Annotated in this window: 21 protein-coding genes; 12 read left to right on the forward strand and 9 right to left on the reverse strand. The window is 65.3% G+C overall.

Features of this window, described 5'->3' with window-relative positions; all coding sequences use genetic code 11:
• The first annotated feature begins 126 nt into the window (after positions 1-126).
• From WCY17_RS04800 to WCY17_RS04850, 11 genes are all read left to right on the forward strand, one after another.
• Positions 127-702 carry an NTP transferase domain-containing protein gene (locus WCY17_RS04800; protein ID WP_372701031.1) on the forward strand — a complete coding sequence of 192 codons (576 nt, stop codon included), beginning with the start codon at positions 127-129 and terminating at the stop codon, positions 700-702.
• Between the two features lie 74 nt (positions 703-776).
• Positions 777-1,244, forward strand: a complete 468-nt coding sequence (locus WCY17_RS04805; protein ID WP_372701032.1) for a (2Fe-2S)-binding protein — start codon at positions 777-779, stop codon at positions 1,242-1,244.
• 18 nt (positions 1,245-1,262) lie between these two features.
• On the forward strand, positions 1,263-3,629 hold the full coding sequence (locus WCY17_RS04810; RefSeq protein ID WP_372701033.1) for a xanthine dehydrogenase family protein molybdopterin-binding subunit: 2,367 nt from the start codon (positions 1,263-1,265) through the stop codon (positions 3,627-3,629).
• 11 nt (positions 3,630-3,640) lie between these two features.
• The gene (locus WCY17_RS04815) at positions 3,641-4,432 is read left to right on the forward strand and encodes a xanthine dehydrogenase family protein subunit M (RefSeq protein WP_372701034.1); all 792 of its coding nucleotides are present in this window, start codon (positions 3,641-3,643) and stop codon (positions 4,430-4,432) included.
• A gap of 21 nt (positions 4,433-4,453) precedes the next feature.
• Entirely contained in the window at positions 4,454-5,377 is a 924-nt protein-coding gene (locus tag WCY17_RS04820) for an AAA family ATPase (RefSeq protein ID WP_372701035.1), read from the forward strand.
• Positions 5,367-6,608: a VWA domain-containing protein gene (locus tag WCY17_RS04825; protein WP_372701036.1), complete on the forward strand. Its 1,242-nt coding sequence runs from the start codon at positions 5,367-5,369 to the stop codon at positions 6,606-6,608. Before WCY17_RS04820 ends, WCY17_RS04825 begins: the two co-directional genes overlap by 11 nt.
• 12 nt (positions 6,609-6,620) lie before the next feature.
• A complete protein-coding gene (locus WCY17_RS04830; RefSeq protein WP_372701037.1) occupies positions 6,621-7,199 on the forward strand; it encodes a CoxG family protein in 579 nt (192 codons plus the stop codon).
• A gap of 51 nt (positions 7,200-7,250) precedes the next feature.
• The gene (locus WCY17_RS04835) at positions 7,251-8,288 is read left to right on the forward strand and encodes an XdhC family protein (protein WP_372701038.1); all 1,038 of its coding nucleotides are present in this window, start codon (positions 7,251-7,253) and stop codon (positions 8,286-8,288) included.
• Positions 8,289-8,312: 24 nt separating this feature from the next.
• A complete protein-coding gene (locus WCY17_RS04840) occupies positions 8,313-9,371 on the forward strand; it encodes an alcohol dehydrogenase (RefSeq protein WP_372701039.1) in 1,059 nt (352 codons plus the stop codon).
• A 96-nt stretch (positions 9,372-9,467) separates the two neighbouring features.
• On the forward strand, positions 9,468-9,740 hold the full coding sequence (locus WCY17_RS04845; protein WP_372701040.1) for a CopG family ribbon-helix-helix protein: 273 nt from the start codon (positions 9,468-9,470) through the stop codon (positions 9,738-9,740).
• A gap of 26 nt (positions 9,741-9,766) precedes the next feature.
• A complete protein-coding gene (locus WCY17_RS04850; protein WP_372701041.1) occupies positions 9,767-10,021 on the forward strand; it encodes a type II toxin-antitoxin system RelE/ParE family toxin in 255 nt (84 codons plus the stop codon).
• Between the two features lie 204 nt (positions 10,022-10,225).
• Here WCY17_RS04850 and WCY17_RS04855 read toward each other — a convergent pair whose 3' ends face one another.
• The 8 genes from WCY17_RS04855 to WCY17_RS04890 all read right to left on the reverse strand — a co-directional run bounded on the left by WCY17_RS04855 (position 10,226) and on the right by WCY17_RS04890 (position 19,464).
• Positions 10,226-11,344 carry an acyl-CoA dehydrogenase family protein gene (locus WCY17_RS04855; RefSeq protein ID WP_372701042.1) on the reverse strand — a complete coding sequence of 373 codons (1,119 nt, stop codon included), beginning with the start codon at positions 11,342-11,344 and terminating at the stop codon, positions 10,226-10,228.
• A gap of 31 nt (positions 11,345-11,375) precedes the next feature.
• Positions 11,376-12,569, reverse strand: coding sequence for an acyl-CoA dehydrogenase family protein (locus WCY17_RS04860; protein WP_372701043.1), 1,194 nt, complete (start codon positions 12,567-12,569; stop codon positions 11,376-11,378).
• A 72-nt stretch (positions 12,570-12,641) separates the two neighbouring features.
• Positions 12,642-13,538 (reverse strand): SDR family NAD(P)-dependent oxidoreductase, encoded by an 897-nt coding sequence (locus tag WCY17_RS04865; protein WP_372701044.1) that lies wholly within the window; start codon positions 13,536-13,538, stop codon positions 12,642-12,644.
• Between the two features lie 61 nt (positions 13,539-13,599).
• A complete protein-coding gene (locus tag WCY17_RS04870) occupies positions 13,600-14,769 on the reverse strand; it encodes a thiolase (RefSeq protein WP_372701045.1) in 1,170 nt (389 codons plus the stop codon).
• Entirely contained in the window at positions 14,766-15,251 is a 486-nt protein-coding gene (locus tag WCY17_RS04875; protein WP_372701046.1) for a Zn-ribbon domain-containing OB-fold protein, read from the reverse strand. The genes WCY17_RS04870 and WCY17_RS04875 overlap by 4 nt, the downstream gene beginning before the upstream one ends.
• Positions 15,252-15,543: 292 nt before the next feature.
• Positions 15,544-16,458, reverse strand: coding sequence for a LysR family transcriptional regulator (locus WCY17_RS04880; RefSeq protein WP_372701047.1), 915 nt, complete (start codon positions 16,456-16,458; stop codon positions 15,544-15,546).
• Between the two features lie 170 nt (positions 16,459-16,628).
• Positions 16,629-18,077, reverse strand: coding sequence for an NAD-dependent succinate-semialdehyde dehydrogenase (locus tag WCY17_RS04885; protein WP_372701048.1), 1,449 nt, complete (start codon positions 18,075-18,077; stop codon positions 16,629-16,631).
• Between the two features lie 97 nt (positions 18,078-18,174).
• Positions 18,175-19,464, reverse strand: coding sequence for an aspartate aminotransferase family protein (locus WCY17_RS04890; protein ID WP_372701049.1), 1,290 nt, complete (start codon positions 19,462-19,464; stop codon positions 18,175-18,177).
• Positions 19,465-19,769: 305 nt separating this feature from the next.
• On the opposite strand from WCY17_RS04890, the gene WCY17_RS04895 reads away from it, so the two are divergent.
• Positions 19,770-20,774, forward strand: a complete 1,005-nt coding sequence (locus WCY17_RS04895) for a threo-3-hydroxy-L-aspartate ammonia-lyase (RefSeq protein WP_372701050.1) — start codon at positions 19,770-19,772, stop codon at positions 20,772-20,774.
• Here WCY17_RS04895 and WCY17_RS04900 read toward each other — a convergent pair.
• On the reverse strand, positions 20,764-22,446 hold the full coding sequence (locus tag WCY17_RS04900; protein ID WP_372701051.1) for an FMN-binding glutamate synthase family protein: 1,683 nt from the start codon (positions 22,444-22,446) through the stop codon (positions 20,764-20,766). The two genes, WCY17_RS04895 and WCY17_RS04900, sit on opposite strands and share 11 nt — an antisense overlap.
• Between the last annotated feature and the right edge of the window lie 23 nt (positions 22,447-22,469).

Below are 22,469 nucleotides of genomic sequence, written 5' to 3' on the forward strand. Positions count from 1 at the left end.
CAAGAAATCGGGGCCGGTGAAAAGCATTTTCATGAGGCGCCCCACACTTTTCATGAGGCGCCTGGCTGGTTTTCTGCTACAAGATCCACTGGAGACGCCACTGGATTCCAGGAGGAGACCTGGCACATGATCGGTATCCTGCTTGCCGCCGGCCAGGGGCTGCGTTTCGACCCCCAGCGCCGGCAGAACAAACTGCTGCAGGTGCTGCCCAATGGGCAGACCGTGGCAGAAGCCAGCGCTCGCGCCCTGTGCGCTGCCCTGCCGCGCGTCCTGGCCGTGGTACGCGATCCACAGGGTCCGTTGGCCGATTGCCTGCAACGGGCCGGATGCGAACTGGTGGCCTGCCCGAACGCGGTTCTGGGCATGGGCGCCTCGCTGGTGTGCGGCATACGGGCCAGCCGGTACGCGCACGGCTGGCTGGTGGCGCTGGCCGACATGCCCTTCGTGCAAGGCGCCACGCTCCGGGCCCTGCAACAGGCCATCGAACGGGGGGCCGATATCGCCGCGCCGTTTTGCCAGGGCCGGCGCGGCAACCCGGTGGCCTTCGGCGCGGCCCATCGCGACCGGCTGCTGCAGGTGCAAGGCGATGCGGGCGCGCGGGCGCTGCTGCGCCACTGGGCCGTCGAACACGTCATGGTGGCGGATCCGGGCATCTTTCGCGACATCGACACCCCCCGGGACCTGCTCAGGGGTAATCCCTAGGTGGCGCACACAGACCCGGTGCCCCGAGAATGCTAAGGTTGAACGGTCAAACCAACAATCAGGAGACAGCCGCAATGAAAATCGCGCTCAAGGTCAACGGGCAAGACGTCAGTGCAGACGTCGCACCGAATACCCTGCTGGTCCAGTTCATCCGCGAGAACCTGCGCCTCACGGGCACCCACGTGGGTTGCGACACGGCCCAGTGCGGCGCCTGCACGGTGATCGCCAATGGCCGCAGCATCAAGTCGTGCAACGTGCTGGCGGCGCAGATGCAGGGGGCCGAAGTCACCACCATCGAAGGCCTGGCGGCGCCCGATGGCACGCTGCACCCCGTACAGGCGGCCTTCAAAGAGTGCCACGGGCTGCAGTGCGGCTACTGCACGCCCGGCATGGTGATGAGCACGGTCGACCTGCTGGCCCATCATCCAGACGCCGATGAAGCCCAGATCCGCGAACTGCTCGAAGGCAACCTGTGCCGCTGCACGGGCTATCACAATATCGTCCGTGCCGTGCAGACCGCCCGGAAAACCATGGCCGCCTGAGGCAAAGGAGACACCATCATGAGCAATCCCATGGCGAACCTGCCCCACGTGGGCGAATCCGTACGCCGTGTCGAAGACGCCCGTTTCCTCACCGGCACCGGGCAGTATGTCGACGACGTCCACCACGATGGCCAGAAACGCGCGGTCTTCGTGCGCTCGCCCCACGCGCATGCCACCATCCGCCACATCGACGCCACCGAAGCGCGCCAGATGCCGGGGGTGGCCGGCATTTTCAGCGGGGCCGACATCGAAGGCCAGGTGGGCGGCCTGCCCACCGGCTGGCTGATCACCAACCCCGATGGCAGCCCCATGAAAGAGCCGCCCCATCCATTTCTTGCCCAGGGCAAGGTGCGCTACGTGGGCGAACTGGTGGCCATGGTGGTGGCCGATACGCTCGAGCAGGCCAAGAATGCCGCCGAAGCCATCGAAATCGACTACGACCCGCTCGATGTCGTGGTCGACATGCGCAAGGCCAGCGCGGGCCCGGCGCTGCACGACGAAGCCGCCGACAACCACTGCTATACCTGGGTGCTGGGCGACAAGGCCGCCGTCGATGCCACGTTCGCTGCGGCCGCGCACGTCACGCGCATCGAACTGGTGAACAACCGGCTGATCCCCAACGCCATGGAACCCCGGGCCGACAACGCGCGCCACGATCGGGCCACGGGCGAGTCCACGCTGTATACCACCAGCCAGAATCCGCATCTGGCGCGCCTGCTGCTGGCGGCCAACGTGCTGCAGGTGCCCGAGCACAAGATGCGAGTCATCGCGCCAGACGTCGGTGGCGGCTTCGGCTCGAAGATCAATCTGTATGCCGAAGATGCCGCCGTGGCCTGGGCCGCGCGCACCCTGGCCTGCCCGGTCAAATGGACGGCCGAGCGCAGCGAAAGCTTCGTCTCCGACACCCACGGGCGCGATCACGTCACGGTGGCCGAAATGGCCATGGACGAAAACGGCAAGTTCCTGGCCCTGCGCGTGCATTCGCATGTCAACCTGGGGGCCTACCTGGCCACCTTCGGCCCGGTGGTGCCCACCATCCTGTATGGCACGCTGCTGGCCGGGCAGTACACCACGCCGCAGATCCATGTCCAGGTCGACGGCTGGTTCACCAACACGGTACCGGTCGATGCCTATCGGGGCGCCGGGCGCCCCGAAGCGGCCTATCTCATCGAGCGCCTGGTCACGCGCTGCGGCTGGGAACTCGGCCTCGCGCAAGACGAGATCCGCCGGCGCAACTTCATCACCGAATTCCCCTACCAGACGCCGGTGGCCCTGCTCTACGATACGGGCGACTTCCCGAAATGCCTGGATGAAGCCATGAAGCTGGCCGACGCAGACGGCTTCGAGGCCCGGCGCCAGGCCAGCGAGGCCAGGGGCCTGAAGCGCGGCATCGGCTACTCCAGCTACATCGAGGCCTGTGGCCTGGCGCCCTCGCAGATCGTGGGCCAGCTGGGCGGGCGCGCCGGCCTGTACGAGTGCGGCGAGGTGCGCGTCAACCCCACCGGCTCGGTCACCGTCTTCACCGGCACCCACAGCCACGGCCAGGGGCATGAAACGGCTTTTGCCCAGCTGGTCGCCGGGCGCCTGGGCCTGGCCATCGAAGACGTCGAAGTCGTGCACGGCGATACCGGGCGCATTCCATTCGGCATGGGTACCTATGGGTCGCGCTCGCTGGCCGTGGGCGGCGCGGCCATCATGAAGGCCGTCGACAAGATCGAAGAAAAATCCAAAAAGATCGCCGCGCACCTCATGGAAGCGGCCGAGGCCGACATCGAGTTCGTGCGCGGCGAATTCCGTGTCAAGGGCACCGACAAGGTCGTGCCTTTCGCACAGGTGGCGCTGGCCGCCTATGTGCCGCACAATTATCCGCTCGACAAGCTCGAGCCCGGCCTCAATGAAACCGCCTTCTACGACCCGGGCAATTTCACCTATCCGGCGGGCACCCACATCTGCGAGGTTGAGGTCGACCCTGAAACAGGCGCGGCGCGCGTCGACCGCTTCACGGCGGTCGACGACTTCGGCGTCATCGTCAACCCCATGATCGTCGAGGGGCAGGTGCAGGGCGGCATCATGCAGGGCATCGGCCAGGCACTGCTCGAAGAATGCGTCTACGATGACAACGGCCAGCTGCTCACCGGCAGCTACATGGACTACACCATGCCGCGAGCGGCCGATTTTCCGGATTTCCGGCTGGGCACCGTCTGCACCCCGTGCACGCACAATCCGATCGGCAGCAAGGGCTGCGGCGAAGCCGGCACCATAGGCTCGCCGCCTGCGGTCATCAACGCGCTGCTCGATGCGCTGGCCCCGCTGGGCGTGCACGACATCGACATGCCGGCCACCCCGCACCGCGTCTGGCAGGCCATCCAGGCCGCCGCCCACTAAGGAGATCGCTCATGTACGCATTCAGCTACACCAGCCCGGCCACGCTCGATGAGGCCCTGCAGGCGATGCAGGCGGGGGGCCAGCCCCTGGCGGGCGGCCAGACGCTGCTGGGTTCCCTCAAGCTGCGCCTGGCCGCCCCCGAGCAGCTGGTCGACCTGCGGGCCCTCACCGAACTCACGGGCATCCGGCCCGCAGGCCCGTCACTCGTGGTCGGGGCCATGGTGCGCCACGCCGAAGTCGCCGAGAGCGCCGAGGTCCAGCACGCGATTCCTGCACTGGCACGCCTGGCCGCCGGCATCGGCGACAAGCAGGTGCGCGCCATGGGCACGCTGGGCGGGTCACTGGCCAACAACGATCCAGCCGCCGATTACCCCGCCGCAGTCCTGGGCCTGGGGGCCACCGTGCACACCAGCACGCGCACGATCGCGGCCGACGACTACTTCCAGGGGCTTTTTGCCACCGCACTCGAACCAGATGAGCTCATCACGGCGGTGCATTTTCCCATCCCGCAGCAGGCGGCCTACGCCAAATTCGTGCAACCCGCCTCCCTGTTCGCCCTGATCGGGGTCTTCGTGGCGCGCTTCGAGCAGGGCGTGCGCGTGGCCGTCACCGGGGCGGGCAACGGCGTGTTCCGGCACACGGCCATGGAACAGGCGCTGGCACACAACTTCCGCCCCGAAGCCATCGCCGGCATCGACACCGATGCCAGCGAGATGTCGGCCGACCTACACGGCAGCAGCGCCTACCGGGCCCATCTGGTCAAGGTCATGGCGCGCCGGGCTGTTGCGCAGGCACTGGGCTGATCCCCCTCAGGCACCTGATGCATGCCCGAAACCCCGGATTCGACAGCCTCTCCTGCGGCCTCCATTGCGGCCCTGTCGGCCGCCCTGGAGGCCGAGGGCTATTTTGCCGACCGCCGGCTGGCGACCGCGGTGTTTCTGGCCCTGCAACTGCAGCGGCCCTTGCTGCTCGAAGGCGAGCCCGGGGTCGGCAAGACCGAGCTTGCCAAGGCCCTGGCCCGGGTGCTGGGGCGCAGCCTGGTCCGGCTGCAGTGCTTCGATGGCCTCGAACAGCAGGATGCGCTGTACGAATGGGATTACGCCGCACAACTGCTGCACGTGCGCGCCAGCGAAGGCCTGGTGCCCGCCGATACCCTCGAGCGGGGGGTCTACCAGCCGCGCTACCTGATTCGCCGGCCGCTGCTCGAGGCCCTGCAAACGCCAGCCCCCGGGGCCCTGCTGCTGATCGACGAAGTCGACCGCGCCGACGAGCCCTTCGAAGCCTTCCTGCTCGAATACCTGGGCGAGTACCAGATCAGCATTCCGCAACTGGGTACCGTGCGTGCCGATGTCACCCCCGTCACGCTGCTCACCAGCAATCGCACCCGCGAACTCAACGACGCAATCAAGCGGCGCTGCCTGTACCACTGGCTGGATTACCCCGACCGTGGCCGTGAACTGGCCATTCTGCGCGCGCTGGTGCCCGAGGCCCCCCGACAGCTGGCCGAGCAGGTGTCGCGCTTCGTGGCCCGACTGCGCCTGAATGCGCAGTCGGCCGGCTTCGAGCGGGCCCCCGGGGTCGCCGAGGCCATCGAGTGGGCGCGCGCGCTGGTGGCACTGGACACGCTCGAACTAGATCCCGAAGTGGTGCTCGATACGGCCGGCATCCTCTTCAAGCAGCGCGAAGACCTGGCCAGCCTGGACACCCCGCTGCTGGCCGATCTGCTTCAGGCGGCGCGTGAAACCTGAATCACCTTCTTCATCCGGCCCGCAGCCGCACTGGGTTTCGCAGCTGGGCGATGCGCGCCGCGGCAAGCTGGCTGGCAATATTGCGGCGTTCGGGCGCGCACTGCGGCGCGCCGGCCTGCCGCTGGATTCGGCCCGCATTGCGCTGGCGCAGCAGGCCTGGGCGCTGGCCCGACCAGGCGGCAAGGCCGAAGCAGAAGCGGTACTCGAAAGCGTGCTGGTGAGCCGTCAGCAGGACATTGCCGTATTCCGCGAAATGTTCGCAGCCTTCTTCAAGGACCCCGAACTGGCGCAGCAGCTGCTGGCCCGCATGGCAGCACAGCCCGCACGCCCAAGGCACGACGCGCCCCGGCCCAGGGTGCAGGCGGCGCTGTCTTCACCCAACCCGGCCGTGCCCCGGTCTGCGGCAGGCGACGTCGAGCTGGATGCCGCCATGACCGCCAGCACGATCCAGCGCCTGCAGCAGGCCGACTTCAACCAGCTGAGCGCCAGTGAATACCACCTGATCGAACGCCTGGTGCGCGAGATCCCGCTGCCCTTGCCCGCCGTGGCCAGCCGCCGCAGCCATGCGGGCACGCGCGGCCGGCGCCTGCACTGGCACGCCAGCCTGCAGGCGGCCGGTGCGCACGGCGGCGAGCTGATCCATCTGCGCCACCACCAGCGCCGCCTGGCCCCTTTGCCGCTTCTGGTACTGCTCGACGTCTCGGGCTCGATGGAGCGCTATGCCCGCATCCTGCTGGCTTTTCTGCATGCCGCCACACGGCGCACGACCATACGGGGTCGGGTGCGGCGGGTGAACCGCCAGGTCTACGCGTTCGGTACGGACCTGACCGACCTGAATCCGGCCTTCCGGCTTGCGGACACCGATGCCATGCTGCTGCGCGCCGCACCCCTGTTGCGCGACTTTGCCGGCGGTACGCGGCTGGCGGCCAGCCTGGCGACCTTGCGCCGCGGGCATGCCCGCCACCTGATCGGGCGCCGCACCCTGGTTTTGCTGATTTCCGATGGGCTGGATACCGGCGACCCGATCGAACTGGACCACGAGTTACAATGGCTTCGGCGGCATGTGCGCCAGCTGCTGTGGCTCAACCCGCTGCTGCGCTTCGACGGCTACGCACCGCTTGCACAAGGGGCAGCCGTCCTGCACGCGCACGCCGATGCCATGCTGGCCATACACAACGTCAGCCGGTTGCAGGCCCTGGCCGGCGCGCTGGCCGCTCTGGCAAGACAATAAGGAGACACCCGCATGCAAATGCAAGGATCACGACAGCTGTCCGTCAGCCAGCAGCAGGCCTGGCAGGCCCTGAACGACCCCGAGGTCCTCAAGGCCTGTGTGCCGGGCTGCGAAAGCATCGAATCCACGGCGGAAAACACCTATGCCGTGGTCAGCCAGATCAAGGTCGGCCCGGTTGCCGCGAAATTCAAGAGCACGATCGAACTCACCGACATTCAGGCTCCGGACAGCTATACGCTGAACTTCGACGGCAATGGCGGGGCCGCGGGCTTTGGCAAGGGCACGGCCAGGGTCCGCCTGAGCCCGCAGGGCGACGGCACGCAGCTGGATTACGATGTCCAGGCCACGGTCGGCGGCAAGATCGCCCAGGTGGGCCAGCGCCTGATCGACGGGGTCGCCAAATCCATGTCAGAGCGCTTCTTCAAGAGTTTCGACGAAGAAATGCAGCGCCGCCACCCGGCTGCCACGCAGGCTCAGGCCGCTGCGGCCGATACGCCCGCGGCGGGTGCGCGGGCCAGAATGCCGGGCTGGGCCTGGGGCGCCATCGTGGTGATCCTCATCGTGCTCATTGCCTGGGCCAGCCAGGGCTGAGGCACGGGCGACCACAATACGACCTATCCAACCATCCGACGGGGGCGTGTCATGGAAAATCTGGATCTCACTGTTCTGCGCACCATACAGGGCTGGCGCGAAGCGGGCCGCCGCGCCGTCCTGGTCACCGTCGTGCGTACCTGGGGCTCTTCGCCGCGGCCCATAGGCTCCATCATGGCCATGCGCGATGATGGGGTGATCGTCGGCTCGGTCTCGGGGGGCTGCATCGAGGATGATCTCATTTTGCGCTATACGCGCCACGATATCCCCGATGCCTTGCCGCGCACCGGCCCGCCCCTGTTCCTGCAGTACGGCCTGACAGCCGACGAAGCGCACCGCTTCGGGCTGCCCTGCGGGGGCACGCTCGAAGTCGTGCTCGAATTCGACCCCGATGCCACCCTGCTGGCCGAACTGGTCGCCGCGCTCGATACGGGCGCACTGATGCACCGGCATGTCGATCTGGCCACGGGCCAGGCGAGCCTCAGCCCCAGCCAGGTGCCGGCCGATCTCGAACTCGATGCGCAGCGGCTGGTCAATACCTTTGGCCCGGAATACCGCATGCTCATCATCGGCGCCGGCCAGATGAGCGAATATCTGGCCACCATGGCGCAGTTCTGTGGCTTCGAAGTCACCGTGTGCGACCCGCGCAAAGAATACGCCACCGTCTGGAACGTGCCGGGCGTACAGGTGGTGTCGACCATGCCCGATGATACGGTGCTCGATTTCAGGCCCGATGCGCGCACCTGCGTGATCGCCCTCACGCATGACCCGAAGCTGGATGACCTGGCCCTGCTGCAGGCCCTCGAGACGCCCGCCTTCTATATCGGGGCCATTGGCAGCCGGCGCAACAACCACGCACGCCGCCAGCGCATGATCGACTATCTCGACCAGACCGAAGCGTCCCTGGCCCGGTTGCGTGGTCCGGTGGGGATCTACATCGGCAGCAAGACCCCGCCCGAGATCGCGGTCAGCGTCATGGCCGAAGTGCTGGCCATCAAGAACGGCGTCACCCTGACGCGTGACGCCGATGTCGAATTCGTCAAGGACAGCCAGGGCCTGGTCTCGGCCGGCTCCAGCTGCCTGCTCTAGATTCTGTCCACACAAGGAAGACCCATGAAGTGTTACTGCATCGTCAATTTTCGCGAAGCCCTGGCCGAGCTGGACATGCCCATCCCCGAGCCCAAGGGCGCCGAAGTCCTGCTCAAGGTGAAGGCGGCGGGTGTCTGCCACAGTGACATCCACCTCTGGGAAGGTGGCTACGATCTGGGCAACGGGCGCATCCTGTCGCTCCAGGACCGCGGGGTCAGCCTGCCGCTGGCGCTCGGCCACGAGACCGTCGGCACGCTCGAAGCCATGGGGCCAGACGCCAAGGGCGTCGAAAAAGGGCGCAACTACCTGGCCTATCCCTGGATCGGCTGCGGCGAATGCGCCACCTGCCGGGCGGGCCGCGAAAACTACTGCGCCGCCCCCCGCACACTGGGGATCCTGCGCCACGGCGGTTACGCCGAGTACCTGCTGGTGCCGGATGCCAAATACCTGATCGACATCGGCGATCTCGATCCAGCCCAGCTCGCGCCCTATGCCTGCTCGGGCCTGACCACGTTCTCGGCCTTGAAGAAGATTGGCGCCGATACCTATACCGAGCACCCCATCCTGATCTTCGGTGCGGGCGGACTGGGCCTGATGAGCCTGCAACTGCTCAAGGCCCTGGGCGGCAAGGGCGCCGTGGTGGTCGACATCGACCCCGTCAAGCGCGAGGCCGCGCTGAAAGCAGGCGCACTGGCGGCGATCGACGGCAATGCGCCCGACGTGGCCGAGCAGATCGCCCAGGCCATGGGCGGCCCGGCACAGGCAGCCATCGATCTGGTCGGCGCACCGGCCACCTCCGAACTGGCCTTCAACTGCCTGGCCAAGGGCGGCAAGCTGGTCATCATCGGCCTGTTCGGCGGCCTTGCACCGTGGTCCATGGCGTTGATCCCAATCAAGGCGATACAGATCCTGGGCAGTTTCGTGGGCAACCTGGGCGAACTGCAGGAACTCATCGAGCTGGTCAAGACGGGCAAGGTACCACCCATGCCCATCGAGACCTTCGCGCTGAACGAAGCCGACGAGGCCTTGAGCCGGCTGCGCAAGGGCGGCGTCACGGGTCGCGCGGTGCTGATGGCCAGCTAGCGCCAATACGCTTCACTTGATTGTTCCTGACCTGGACTCGGGGACAGAAAAAGGCTAGATTATCACTTGGTATTACCAAGTGATAAGAGGCCCACTATGGCAACGTCTCTCAAGATCGACGACACGCTGAAAAGCCGAGTTCACCACCTCGCCAGCCTGCGCCGCCGTTCGCCCCACTGGATCATGCTCGAAGCGATCCAGCAGTACGTCGAGCGTGAAGAAGCCCGCGAGAGCTTCAAACAGGAAGCCCTGGCATCCTGGGCGGCGTACAAGGAAACCGGCCGCCATCTGACCGGCCAGGAAGCTCGCACCTGGTTGAGCACCTGGGGCACCGATGACGAAAGGGCGGTGCCGGGGTGCCACAAGTAATCATCACCGAAGGCGCGGCGGAAGGCTTGGAACGATGCCGGCGGTTCCTGGTCGCCAAGGCACAGGACGCCGCCAGGCGTGCCGGCAAAGCCATCGAGCAGCAATTCCTGCTGCTGGAGACGGCCCCGGGCATTGGCCGGCCGTTGCCTGAAATGCCCGAGCTGCGCGAGCTGGTGATTGCCTTCGGGGATTCCGGCTATGTGGCCCTGTACCGCCACGAGCCGGCCGACGATGCGGTGTATGTGCTGGCCTTCCGGCATCAGAAGGAAGCGGGGTACTGAGGCATGGAGTTCATGGACCACATGATTATTGTGTGCGCTCACGGCCTCGGCCGTGCCAGTGGTTCCTGGTTACTCTGTGGGTGCGACTGGTCTTTGCCGTGATCTGTCTGGCGGGCATAGGCTTGCCGTACCTGGTCGGCCAGTGGGCGTTCAGATGAAATGGAGCATGGCATGACCATGAAAACCGTGAGCGCCGCCGACACGCTAGCACACGGCATGATCCTGGAAACGGCTCAGGTGCCAGTCTGAATCACCCAGCAGGAATTCGAACATGGCCAGGCTGCGCACATAGTCGCTGGCCTCGAGCTCATCGGTCATGCCCATGCCGCCGTGCAGCTGCACGGCCTGCTCGGCCACGAACCGGGCGGCCGCGGATATCCCGACCTTGGCCGCCGACAACAGGCGCCGGCGCTCTGACGGGTCTGTGTCACCCAACCCGCGCGCTGCCACATGCGCCAGAGACAGGGCCATCTCCTGGTGCATGAGCATGTCGGCCAGGGCGTGCTGCAACACCTGAAAGCGCGCCAGGCTACGGCCGAACTGCTCGCGCACCTCGAGGTATCCGGTCGTGATTTCGACCAGCCGCTGCGTGGCCCCCGCCGCATGGGCGCACAGCGCGACCAGACCGTGATCCAGGGCTGACTCGAGCGCCTTGCGGGCGGCTGCGCCCCGGGCCACCAGCGCGCCCGCAGGCAGGCCGACCCGATCCAGGACCAGCGTGGCGCAGTGCTGGCCATCCAGTGTGGGGTAATCCTGCACGGCAACACCCCGGGCCCCGGCCGGCACCAGAAAAAGCGCCTGCTCATCGCCCAGTGCGGCCGACACGATGATCTGGTCGGCCTGAGCACCCGCCCAGACCAGTTTTTTCGTGCCGGAAATCTCCCAACCCTGGGCATCGGGGCGTGCAGTGACCGCCCGGGCCACGACCTCATGGCGCTGATCGCCCTCGAGCCACGCCACGGCAAGCACGCGCTCGCCGCTGGCCATGGCTGGCAGACAGGACTGACACACAGCCGCGTGGCCGCTGTCGCGCAGCAGCGCCGTCGCCATGACTGCGCTGGGGATCAGCGGCCCCTGAACCAGATGCCGCCCCAGCGTGATCTGCGCCAGCATCAAGGTGGCCGGGGTCTCCTGAAACCCCCCGTGCGCCTCGGGCACCAGCAGCGCCAGCACGCCCAGATCGGCCAGCCCCTGCCAGGCCGCGCGATCCAGTGAAGGATCCCGGGCCCGGGCTCGACGCGAGTCGAGCGCCCACTCGGATGCCAGCAGCCGGTCGAGGCTGTCGAGCAGCATGCGCTGTTCGTCACGGTATGTCAGATCCATGGGTACCCCTTGCCGAAAGCACTCTGGTTCGTCATGCGACCCCCATCAACATCTTGGCGATGATGCCCTTCTGGATCTGGGTGGATCCCCCATAGATGGTGGTCTTGCGCATGTCCAGGTAACTTGCGCCCGCCGCGGCTGCCCCGTCGGGCCCAGGGCCGAAAAAGTCGGCCTCGGCGAATCGCCAGGCGGGGTCATACGGCCAGGATTCAAGCCCCATGACCTCGAACTGCAGGCGCGCCAAGCGTTGCTGGATCTCGGAGCCAAGCACCTTGAGGATGGACGATTGCGGCCCCGGATGTGCGTCGGAACCGGCAGCCACTCGCAGCAGCAGCATCTCCAGACCCAGCATATCGATTTCCACGCGCGCGATCCGATCGTTCAGGCGTGCATTGGATGCCACCGAACGGCCATCGGCACAGGTCCGTGCCGCCATGTCTTTCAGCAGTGCGAGTTCACGATGACAATGACCCAGCCCGGCGATCCCGGTGCGTTCGTGACCCAGCAGGTATTTGGCATACGTCCAGCCCTGGTTTTCCTCGCCCACGCGCTGATCTTCTGGTACGTGCACGCCATCGAGCCATACTTCATTGACTTCGGTGCCGCCATCGAGCGTACGGATGGGGCGCACCGTGACCCCGGGCTGGCGCAGATCGATGAGCAGCATCGAGATCCCGGCCTGCGGACGGGCATCCGGATCGGTACGGGCAAGGCAGAACATCCAGTTGGCATGCTGCGCGAGCGTCGTCCAGGTTTTCTGGCCGTGCACCACGTAGCCGTTAGCGGCCCGTTCTGCACGGGTTTTGAGCGAAGCCAGATCAGAGCCCGCCTGCGGTTCGGAATACCCCTGGCACCACCAGTCTTCCAGCGTGATGATGCGCGACAGGAACCGGGCCTTCTGGGCCTCGGAGCCGTAGCGTATGAGCACCGGACCGATCATGTTCAAACCAAGGGGCAGCAGGCGCGGCGCGCCCCCCTTGAATGATTCGACTTCGAAGATCAGGCGCTGCAGGGGGCTCCAGCCCGTGCCGCCGTACGCCACCGGCCAGTTGGGCGCCCCCCAGCCGTGCGCGGCCAGGATGCGGTGCCAACGCACGTAGTCGTCCTTCTCGAGGCGCTGATGCCGTCGGCACTTGTTGCGTATGTCCGCTGGCAACCGGTCTGCCACGAATTGCCGCACCTCATCCCTGAACGCCAGATCGGCCTTGCTCCAGTTCAAATCCATACAGTCCTCTGAGCCATGGTCCATACACCATCGTTCACCAAGAGGGGCCCTTACCCGCCAGCCCCTGCGGGTTCAGATGGGGTCCCAACTGATCACATCCGGCGAGCGTTCCAGCGGATAGAAATGGCTGCGCAGCGCCGGAATGGCCACTTCGGCCACGCGCGCGGCCGACCAGCCCTCGGACAGGTGTACGCTGCGCAAGGGGCGCGGCTGGCTGAACAGCATGATCTCGTTGGCCCGGACCGCAAAGATCTGGCCGGTGACGTCGCTGGCCAGGTCGCTGCCCAGATACGCGACCAGGGGTGCAATCTTGCCGGGCTCCATTTTCTTGAGCTTCTCGACCCGGGCCTGTTCTTCGGGCGTGCGCGCCGGAATGGACTGGGTCATCGCCGTCCATGCAAAGGGCGCAATGCAGTTGGACCGCACGCCGCTGGCCTGCATGTCGAGCGCGATGGATTTGGACAGGCCGATGATCCCCGCCTTGGCAGCCGAATAATTGGCCTGGCCGAAATTGCCGATCAAGCCCGAGGTGGACGTCATGTGCACGAAAGAGCCGGACTGCTGTTCCCTGAAGAAAGGGGCCGCCGCACGACTGACGTGGAAGCTGCCGTTCAGGTGGACATCGATGACCTGCTGCCACTCGGCTACGCTGAGTTTGTGAAACCAGCGGTCGCGCAGATTGCCCGCATTGTTCACGACCAGATCGATGTGCCCCCAGGTGTCCACGGCGCACTGCACGATGCCGGCTGCGGCCTCTGGGTCAGCCACGCTGGCCACAAGCGCCACCGCGCGATCCGGCCCGTGCAGCGCAGTGATCTCGGCCACGACCTTTTCAGCGGCCTCGACAGCCATGTCATTGACGACCACCCGGGCGCCCTGTGCCACCAGTTCGAGCGCGATCGCGTGGCCGATGCCACCCCCCGCCCCGGTGACCACCGCCACCTTGCCCGACAGCAGGTTTTCACTCATTGGATATCCTCCAGATGGATCATGGCAGGGCAGGCCCGTGGTGCCCGGGCCGACCCTGTGTTCACAGGGTGTCGGCCACCCCCAGGACTGCGGTGGCCTGGCTGGACAGCGTGCCGCCATTGCCATGCACCACCGCAAGATTTGCCTGCGCCTGCTGGCGCGCGCCACACTGGCCACGCAACTGGCGCACCGCCTCGATCAGCAGGAAAATCCCGTACATGCCCGGATGCACGCAGGACAGCCCGCCACCGTTGGTATTCACCACCGTATGCCCACCCGGTGCAATGCCCCCACCAGAGACAAAATCGCCGCCTTCGCCCTTGGCGCAGAACCCGAGGTCTTCGAGAAACAGCAGGACATTGAGGGTAAAGGCGTCATACAGCTGCACCTGATCCATATCGGCGGGCCCATAGCCTGCCATCTCGAAGGCCTTGCGGCCGGATTCGGTGGCGGCCGTCACGCAGAGATCGGGCATGGCGGAAATCTGCCGGTGCCACGATGCCGTGGCCTGCCCGAGAACATATGCCGGTTTCTGCGGCAAGGTACGGGCCCGATCGGCGCGCACCAGCACCAGGGCACCGGCGCCGTCGGTGACCAGGCAGCAATCGCGCACCGTGAGTGGGTCGGACACCATGCGCGCTGCCAGTACGTCATCCACGCTCAGGGGGCCGCGCATGAAGGCCTCGGGATTGAGCTGTGCCCAGCGACGGGCCGCTACGGCGACTTCGGCCAGTTGCTCGCGCGTCGTACCATACTGGTGCATGTGCCGGGTCGCGGCCAGCGCGTAGGAACTGACTGGATTGAAAAGCTGATAGGGGTCCTCGAAAGGCTGCGGGTCGAGCCTGCGCCGCGCGGCGTTGATCTGGGCGCGCCCCATGACGGCGCTGCGCTGTGTGCTGCCATAGCAGATCAGCACGGCCTGGCACAGACCCGCCTCGAGGGCCAGCATGGCCGGCATCAGATGGGCAATGAAACTCGAACCGCCCAGCATCGTGCCATCGATGAACCCTGGCTTCAGGCCGAGGTATTCGATGACCGACATGACCCACATGGGCGAGGAGACGCTGGCGGTGCAGATGCCGTCGATATCGCGCCATTGCAGCCCGGCATCGGCCACCGCGGCGTTCGCGGCCTGAGCGAGAATTTCCATCTCGGTATAGCCATGGGCTTCACCCATGCCCGCCTGCCCCACACCGACAATGGCGGCCGACCCCCTGAGAGACGCCTTCATGCCGACATCTCTTCGAACGGCGTGAACACAAGCAGCGGCCTGATTTCTGCCGCTTCTGCCGCTTCTGCCACCTTTGAGGCCTTTGAGGCTTTTGCGTCATCTGCCGCTTCTGCAGCGCTTGCAAAGGCCCGGTGCGGTGGCTTGCAGATCTGCGCCTGCACCCGCAGGCCGATCTTGACGTCATCGGCTGCAAGGCCCTCGACCCGGCTCATCACGCGCACCCCTTCATCGAGGTCGACCAGAGCAACCTGGATGTCCCCACCCTGCTCGGGCCTGCGACGCACGATGGTGGTCGAATAGACCACCCCCAGACCCCTGGAGCCCTGTGTTTCGAGATCAGTACTGCCACAATGGGGGCACAGCACGCGCGGATGGAATATATGGCGTGCACACCCCCGACAGCGTTGCAACACCAGTGTGCCCTGTGCCAGCGCGCGCTCATAGCGCGCGGCAGGCCCCGTGGATTCTGTTGGGTCATCCACCAACGTACGACCTGACGCCCCGAGGCCACCAGCCGCTGCCCCGGGTGGGATTGCCGCAGACGAACACATGGACAGACTCCCGCAAAAAAGGTCAGCGTATCATGAAACCAGTTTGCGCCATGAGGAACCGGGCATGCCTCGTGATGCATCGGGCTTGCCTCATGATGGGTCGGGCGTGCCCCGTGATGAGCCGGGCGTTGCCCCGTGATGCATCGGGCTTGCCTCATGATGAGCCGGGCGTTGCCCCGTGGCTACCCGCACGCGGGGCGCCTGCATCCACGCGCGGTGGCTTTCAGGCGCTTGCCGGGGGCGTGGATTGCGGGGGGAAAACATCCTGCAGCACCCCGAGGAAATTTTTCACCATGGCGGATTCATTCTCGGGAGACCAGGCCGCAGAAATGCCGATCGAAGCCATGGCCGGCACGTCGGACAAGGCCTTCCAGACCAGACTTTCGCGTTCGGGCTCGCGGCTGATCGACGGCACCAGCGCAACCCCCATGCCCGCTTCGACCAGGCTGATCAACGTGGCCACCTGGGCGGCCTCCTGGGCCACCCTGGGCGTGTAGCCATGCACTTCACAGGCCAGTAAGGCGGCCATGCGCAAGCCCGCTGCATCTTCGGTATAAAAGACGAAGTCTTCGTCCACCAGATCAGCCATGCTCAGCCGGGACAGCCCGGCCAGCCGATGGCGGGCAGGCACGACCAGCAGAAAGTTCTCGCGCTGCAGGGAATACATCTTCAGCACGGCACTGGACTGCACCGGGATGCGCAAGATACCCACATCGAGATCTGCGCCCTGCAATGCGTCGACGATCTGCAGGGAACGGGACTCTTTCAGAATCAACCGCACGCCGGGAAACTGGGCGCGAAACCTGGGCAGGATCGCCGGCAGTATCCCGTGGGTGGCCGAGCCCACGAAGCCCACCCGCAGTTCGCCCCGTTCGCCCTTCGAGGCCGCACGCGCAGCATGCATGAATTCTGCGGCATGAAACAGCGCCCTGCGTGCCTCATCGAGCGCCGCCAGCCCGCTCTGGGTGAGCCTGACGCCTTCCCTGGAGCGATCGAACAGCGTGACGCCCAGCTCGGATTCGAGCTTGCGAATGGAGACCGACAGCGGCGGCTGCGACATATGCAGACGCTCGGCTGCCTTGCGGAAATTGAGTGTCTCGGCCAGCACGACGAACTGGCGCAAATGCCGGAAATCCATGGTGCACCTCGATGGAAACCTGAAGAAAGCGCGCAGGCCCCTGACAACGATTGAAAATCGGCACAGGACGCCGTTCGAATGAACGCCCCCTGTGCCGATGTACGCCCATGCCGGGCGGGCAACGATCCGGCCTGCAAGGGCCGGACGAATTGCATCGCGCTGGATGCCGGTCAGACCCCGACGACAGACACCGCCTTGGTGTTCAGATACGCTTCGAGGGCTTCGGGCCCGCCTTCGGTGCCGTAACCGGAATCCTTGATGCCACCGAACGGCAATTCGGCCGAAGGTGACGCTGGCTGATTGATCCAGATCATGCCGGCTTCGACATCGTGCATGATCTGCTGCACGTTCTGGAACGACCGTGTGAAGGCGTAGGCCGACAACCCGAAGGACAGGCGATTGGCCTCGGCAATGGCATCATCCAGCGTCTTGAAGCTGCGAATGCCGGCCACTGGCCCGAATGGCTCGTTGTTGAAAATGCTGGAATCAAGCGCGGGCTCGAGAATGATGGTGGGGGCAAAGAAGTTGCCGGCCTCGCCCACGCGCTCGCCACCGGTGAGGATCTTGGCCCCGCCCTTGCGTGCGTCTTCGACGACATCGAGCATGGCCGTGACACGCCGCGGGTTGGCAAGCGGCCCCATGGCCGTGCCTTCGGCCAGGCCATCGCCCAGTTTCAGGCTTTCGGCGTGCGCCACCATGGCCTTGGAGAAGGCGTCGACCTGGCTTTCATGCACCAGGAAGCGCGTGGGCGAAATGCACACCTGCCCTGCATTGCGGAATTTCGCCCCGGCAGTGATCTTGACCGCCAGTTCGATATCGGCATCTTCGGCCACGATGACCGGCGCGTGGCCGCCCAGTTCCATGGAGACACGCTTCATGTGGCTGCCCGCCATGGCTGCGAGCTGCTTGCCGACCGCCGTGGACCCGGTGAATGTCACCTTGCGGATGATGGGGTTCGGGATCAGGTAGCTCGAGATTTCGGCCGGTGAGCCATAGACCAGGCCGATCACGCCGGCTGGAATGCCGGCATCGACGAAGGCCTGCATGAGGGCGGCGGGCGCGGCCGGGGTTTCTTCGGCCGCCTTGCAGAGGAACGAGCAGCCGGTGGCCAGCGCCGCACCGATCTTGCGCACCACCTGATTGATGGGAAAGTTCCAGGGGGTAAAGGCCGCCACTGGCCCGACCGGCTCTTTGAGCGCCATTTGCAGGGCCGATACATTGCGTGCCGGTATGATGCGGCCATAGACGCGCAGGCCTTCATCGGCAAACCATTCGATCTGTGCGGCGCCGCCCAGGGTTTCGAGGCGGGCTTCCATGAACGGCTTGCCCTGTTCCATGGTGAGCAGGCAGGCGATATGGTCGGCGCGTTCGCGAATCAGTGCCGCGGCACCACGCATGATGGCGGCACGATCGTGCGCGGCCATCTTGCGCCAGATGTCGAAGCCTTTCTGTGCGGCTTCCAGGGCTTCGTCGAGATCGGCCGTGCTGGCGCGCGCCACCTTGCCGATGACTTCGCCGGTGGCCGGGTTGAAGACATCGAGGGTCTTGCCGCCAGCGGCATCGCGCCACTGGTTGTTGATGAGGAGTTGGGTATTCGGGTACTTCGGGATGGATGTCATGGTCTGTATTTCCTTCCGTTTCAATCGGGGCCATTGCCCGCATCAGGATTACTATAGCGAATTTGCAAGCGGCGCGTGGGGATCGTTTGGCCCGCGCTTATCCGGCCCCGCCGGAACGCTGCCATTGCCGGACGGCTTTTTCGAATCTGTCGAGTGTCAGCTGTACATCGTCTTGCGTATGGGCGCACGACACATACCAGGTACCGCGGGTGGTGGTCCAGATGCCATTGAACGCCAGATATGCCCTGAACGCCTCATAGCCGGCATTGTCCAGTTGCGCCACATCAGCGTAGTTCTTCATGACACCCGGCGCCCCGAAACCGGTATGAAACAGCGGCCCCAGGCCCTGCGAGCGCCACGGCAGGCCAAGCGCACCGGCCGCCTGGTCGAGCGCCCCCTGCAGTTCGAGCCCCAACTGCGTGACCCTGTCATAGGGCTGTGTCATGTCGAGGTATTCCTGTGCGGCAATGACTGCGGCACAGGCCATGATGGACCCATTGAAGGTGCCCGAATGATTGACCACGCCCGTGCCGAATTCTTTCAGGATCTCCTGCGAGCCGGCCAATACGGCAACCGGCCAGCCACCCGCCACGGCCTTGCCGTAGGTGGCCAGGTCGGGCTTGACCCCGTAGCGCCCGTAGGCGCCCTGGCGATGGATGCGAAAGCCCGTGATGATTTCATCGAAAATCAGGACCACGCCATATTGATCACACAGGGCCCTGACGCCCTGCAGATAGCCTTCGACAGGCTCGATGGCGCCATTGTTGACCATCACCGGCTCCATGATGACTGCGGCGAACTCATTGGGGCGTTCGCGCAGGCATTGCTCGAGCGCATCCAGATCGTTCCAGGGCAGCATCTCGGATTCTGTCAGGTGCTCTGGAACCTGCCCTTTCGACGCCGGCAGGGACTGGCCGTTTTTCGACAGTGACAGCACATTGTCGAGCCAGCCATGGTAATGGCCCTCGAAGCGGATGAAGCGCGTGCGCCCGGTGACCGCGCGTGCAATTCGCAGCGCCGCCTGATCGACTTCGGTACCCGTCATCCCGAAACGGACGACTTCGGGCCACTCGAGCGCCCGGAGCAGAATCTTTGCCGCATCCAGTTCGATGCTGGCCGTTGCCCCGAACACCATGCCGTCTTGCACCGCCGCGGCCACGGCGCGATTCACGTGCCGGTTGGCATGGCCCATGAAGGCCGGCCCCTGACCGAGTACATAATCGACATACATGTGACCGTCGACATCCCAGAGATACGCGCCTTCGGCCTTGCGGAACACCACTTTGGGCGGTTTGAGCCGGATATTGGAGTTGACGGCACCCGGCACCACTTTTTGCATTTCGTGGTTGAAGGCGTGGGTGCCGCTCAACAGAGCCTCAGTATTCATTGCATATCCTTGTATAGATGATCATGCCGGGTGCCCTGCCGCAATACCATGGTGGGCCGACGGATCACGCCGTCATCGGAATGCGGATATGGTACGACATTTGGCATGGTGTCGATCCCCGCTGCCGGAAAGGCACCCAGTGCGCGGCTGGCAGCCCGCCCGGTGCACCTTGACCCAGTGCGCGGCAAGCCTCGGCCTTCAGAGGGTGTCAACGCGGCCGCAAGAGGCCTGCGGCAAGAGGTCTACAATGAACAACCAGGAGACCACCTGAAGCGCACGCGCCCATTATCCGAACCCATCACACCATGCCGAATCCGAACGCCCCGGCCGCCCCCCTGTTACCTTCCCCGGATGATGTCATCGCAGCCGCAAGGCTGCTGTCGGCCCTGGTGCACCACACGCCCACCCTGACGTCGCGCAGCCTCGACGAAGAAACGGGCGCGCGGTTCTTCTTCAAGTGCGAAAACCTGCAACGCACGGGCGCCTTCAAATTCAGGGGTGCCTGCAATGCGGTGCACCATCTCACCCCCGGGCAGCGGGCCGCAGGCGTGATTACGTTTTCATCGGGCAACCACGCCCAGGCCATCGCCCTGGCCTGCAGCATGCAGGACATCCCGGCCACCATCGTCATGCCTTCCGATGCGCCCGCCGGAAAACTGCAGGCGACGCGGGGCTACGGGGCGCAGGTCGTCCTGTACGACCGCTATGCGGACGATCGTGAACACATCACCCGCGCGCTCATGGCGCAGCATGGCCAGACCTTCATTCCGCCCTATGATCATCCACATATCATAGCGGGCCAGGGCACCGCCGCTGCAGAGCTGTTTGGCGATGTGGGTCAGCTGGATGCGCTGTTCGTGCCCGTGGGCGGCGGTGGCCTGATCGCCGGTTCAGCACTGGCAACGCGGGCGCTGTCGGCTGGCTGCCGCGTATATGGGGCCGAACCGGCCACGGGCGATGACGCGCGCCGTTCCCTGCACACGGGCCAGATCGTGCACATCGAGCCGCCGCGTACCATCGCCGATGGTGCCCAGACCCAGCACGTGGGGCGCCATCCCTTCGCGATCATCCAGCGTGAAGTCACCGACATCCTTGCCGTCACCGATCAAGAATTGATCGATTGCATGCGTTTTTTTGCGCAGCGCATGAAACTGCTGGTCGAACCCACTGGCTGCCTGGGGCTGGCGGCCGCGCTGGGGATGCAGGGCGCCCTGCGTGGCCAGCGCATCGGCGTGATCATCAGCGGCGGCAATGTCGATCTCGAGCGATTCAGCGCCCTGGTCTCGCAGGGTACGCCGCTCAATGAATGACGGCTTCAGGGTGCGGCTGGTCGGGGATCTGCTGATCGGCATGACCCGACAGCGCCGCACTGAGGCTGTACAGGGGCTCGAATGATTCTGCCTGGGCCATGGGCCAGGCCGTGCGAAAGATCGTATTGCGAAACTTGCCTTCCAGAAGTTCACCCTTCTGCAGGTCGGGGTAGAGCGCCGACAGCACGCGGACTTCACCACTGGCCAGGCGCCGGGCAATATGGTGCGGGCGCAGATCGGATGGATGCTGCAACCCGGCCGCCCCCAGAAGTTCGCCCAGCGCTTTCAGCGTGTTGGCATGATAGTTGGCGACACGCACGGACTTGTCGGCAACCACCAGAGCCTTCTGGCGTTTCGGATCTTGCGTCGTGACCCCCGTGGGGCAGCGCCCCGTATGGCAGACCTGGGCCTGGATGCAGCCAATGGCAAACATGTAGGCCCGCGCGCTGTTGCACCAGTCGGCCCCGAGCGCCATGATGTAGGCCATGTCGAAGGCACTGATGACCTTGCCGGATGCGCCCAGGCGGATTTTGTCGCGCAGGCCCACGCCCACCAGGGTGTTGTGCACCAGACGCAGGCCTTCGCGCAATGGCGTACCGACATGATCGACAAACTCGATGGGTGCTGCTCCGGTTCCCCCTTCAGCGCCATCGACCACGATGAAATCCGGCGTGATGCCCGTGGCCAGCATCGCCTTGGCGATGGCAAACCATTCCCAGGGGTGGCCGATGCACAGTTTGAAACCCACTGGCTTGCCGCCGGAGAGTTCACGCAACTGGACGATGAAATGCATCAGGCCGATGGGTGAGTCGAACGCGCTGTGGCTGGATGGTGAAACGCAGTCCTGACCGACAGGGACCCCGCGGGCAGCAGCAATCTCGGGCGTGACCTTGGGTGCCGGCAACACGCCACCATGACCGGGCTTGGCACCCTGTGACAGCTTGATTTCGATCATGCAGATGTTGTCGCGCCGGGCCATCTCGGCAAACCGCTCGGGCGAGAAGCTGCCGTCCGGGTTGCGACAGCCAAAGTAGCCCGAGCCGATGTTCCAGATCAGGCGGCCACCCTGTTCGAGGTGATAGCGGCTGACCCCGCCCTCGCCCGTGTCGTGGGCAAAGTTGCCCAGCGCCGCCCCGCGGTTCAGGGCCCGCACTGCATTGGCCGAGAGTGCGCCAAAGCTCATCGCCGAGATGTTGAAGACGGACAGTTCGACCGGCCGGGTGCAGTCCGGCCCACCGACGGTGATGCGGAAATCCGTATCGGCGATATGCGTGGGCACCATGGCGTGGTTGATCCACTGATAGCGCTTGTCGTAGACATCACCCTGGGTACCGAAAGGGCGCTGGTCCATCTGCTGCTTGGCCCGCTGGTAGACCAGTGAACGATCCACCCGGGAGAACGGCATCTTCAGGGTGTCATCCTCGAAAAAATATTGCCGTATCTCGGGGCGCACGTATTCGAACAGGAAACGCATGTTGCCAATGACCGGGTAATTGCGGCGGATGGCGTGATGCGTCTGGGTCAGATCATAGAGGCCCAGAATGGTGAGCGCCAGAAATACGATCCCGGGCAACCACCAGGCCGCGCCAAAGACCAGCGCCAGAACGGCACAGAGCAGGGTCAGGCCGATGACGGCATAGAACGTCGTGTAGCGTGCGAGCAATCGGGGCATGGATGTCTCTGTCTGCGAGATGG

The organism is Castellaniella sp., from assembly GCF_041677825.1.
GTDB lineage: Bacteria > Pseudomonadota > Gammaproteobacteria > Burkholderiales > Burkholderiaceae_B > Castellaniella.

Bases quoted from the DNA above. Each gene is read 5' to 3' on its own strand.
- WCY17_RS04865 (WP_372701044.1), bottom strand. From the start codon at position 13,538: ATGAGTGAAAACCTGCTGTCGGGCAAGGTGGCGGTGGTCACCGGGGCG.
- WCY17_RS04900 (WP_372701051.1), bottom strand. From the start codon at position 22,446: ATGCCCCGATTGCTCGCACGCTACACGACGTTCTATGCCGTCATCGGC.
- WCY17_RS04835 (WP_372701038.1), top strand. From the start codon at position 7,251: ATGGAAAATCTGGATCTCACTGTTCTGCGCACCATACAGGGCTGGCGC.
- WCY17_RS04820 (WP_372701035.1), top strand. From the start codon at position 4,454: ATGCCCGAAACCCCGGATTCGACAGCCTCTCCTGCGGCCTCCATTGCG.
- WCY17_RS04870 (WP_372701045.1), bottom strand. From the start codon at position 14,769: ATGAAGGCGTCTCTCAGGGGGTCGGCCGCCATTGTCGGTGTGGGGCAG.
- WCY17_RS04855 (WP_372701042.1), bottom strand. From the start codon at position 11,344: ATGGATCTGACATACCGTGACGAACAGCGCATGCTGCTCGACAGCCTC.
- WCY17_RS04830 (WP_372701037.1), top strand. From the start codon at position 6,621: ATGCAAATGCAAGGATCACGACAGCTGTCCGTCAGCCAGCAGCAGGCC.
- WCY17_RS04805 (WP_372701032.1), top strand. From the start codon at position 777: ATGAAAATCGCGCTCAAGGTCAACGGGCAAGACGTCAGTGCAGACGTC.
- WCY17_RS04815 (WP_372701034.1), top strand. From the start codon at position 3,641: ATGTACGCATTCAGCTACACCAGCCCGGCCACGCTCGATGAGGCCCTG.
- WCY17_RS04810 (WP_372701033.1), top strand. From the start codon at position 1,263: ATGAGCAATCCCATGGCGAACCTGCCCCACGTGGGCGAATCCGTACGC.
- WCY17_RS04880 (WP_372701047.1), bottom strand. From the start codon at position 16,458: ATGGATTTCCGGCATTTGCGCCAGTTCGTCGTGCTGGCCGAGACACTC.
- WCY17_RS04840 (WP_372701039.1), top strand. From the start codon at position 8,313: ATGAAGTGTTACTGCATCGTCAATTTTCGCGAAGCCCTGGCCGAGCTG.
- WCY17_RS04800 (WP_372701031.1), top strand. From the start codon at position 127: ATGATCGGTATCCTGCTTGCCGCCGGCCAGGGGCTGCGTTTCGACCCC.
- WCY17_RS04860 (WP_372701043.1), bottom strand. From the start codon at position 12,569: ATGGATTTGAACTGGAGCAAGGCCGATCTGGCGTTCAGGGATGAGGTG.
- WCY17_RS04885 (WP_372701048.1), bottom strand. From the start codon at position 18,077: ATGACATCCATCCCGAAGTACCCGAATACCCAACTCCTCATCAACAAC.
- WCY17_RS04895 (WP_372701050.1), top strand. From the start codon at position 19,770: ATGCCGAATCCGAACGCCCCGGCCGCCCCCCTGTTACCTTCCCCGGAT.
- WCY17_RS04890 (WP_372701049.1), bottom strand. From the start codon at position 19,464: ATGAATACTGAGGCTCTGTTGAGCGGCACCCACGCCTTCAACCACGAA.
- WCY17_RS04845 (WP_372701040.1), top strand. From the start codon at position 9,468: ATGGCAACGTCTCTCAAGATCGACGACACGCTGAAAAGCCGAGTTCAC.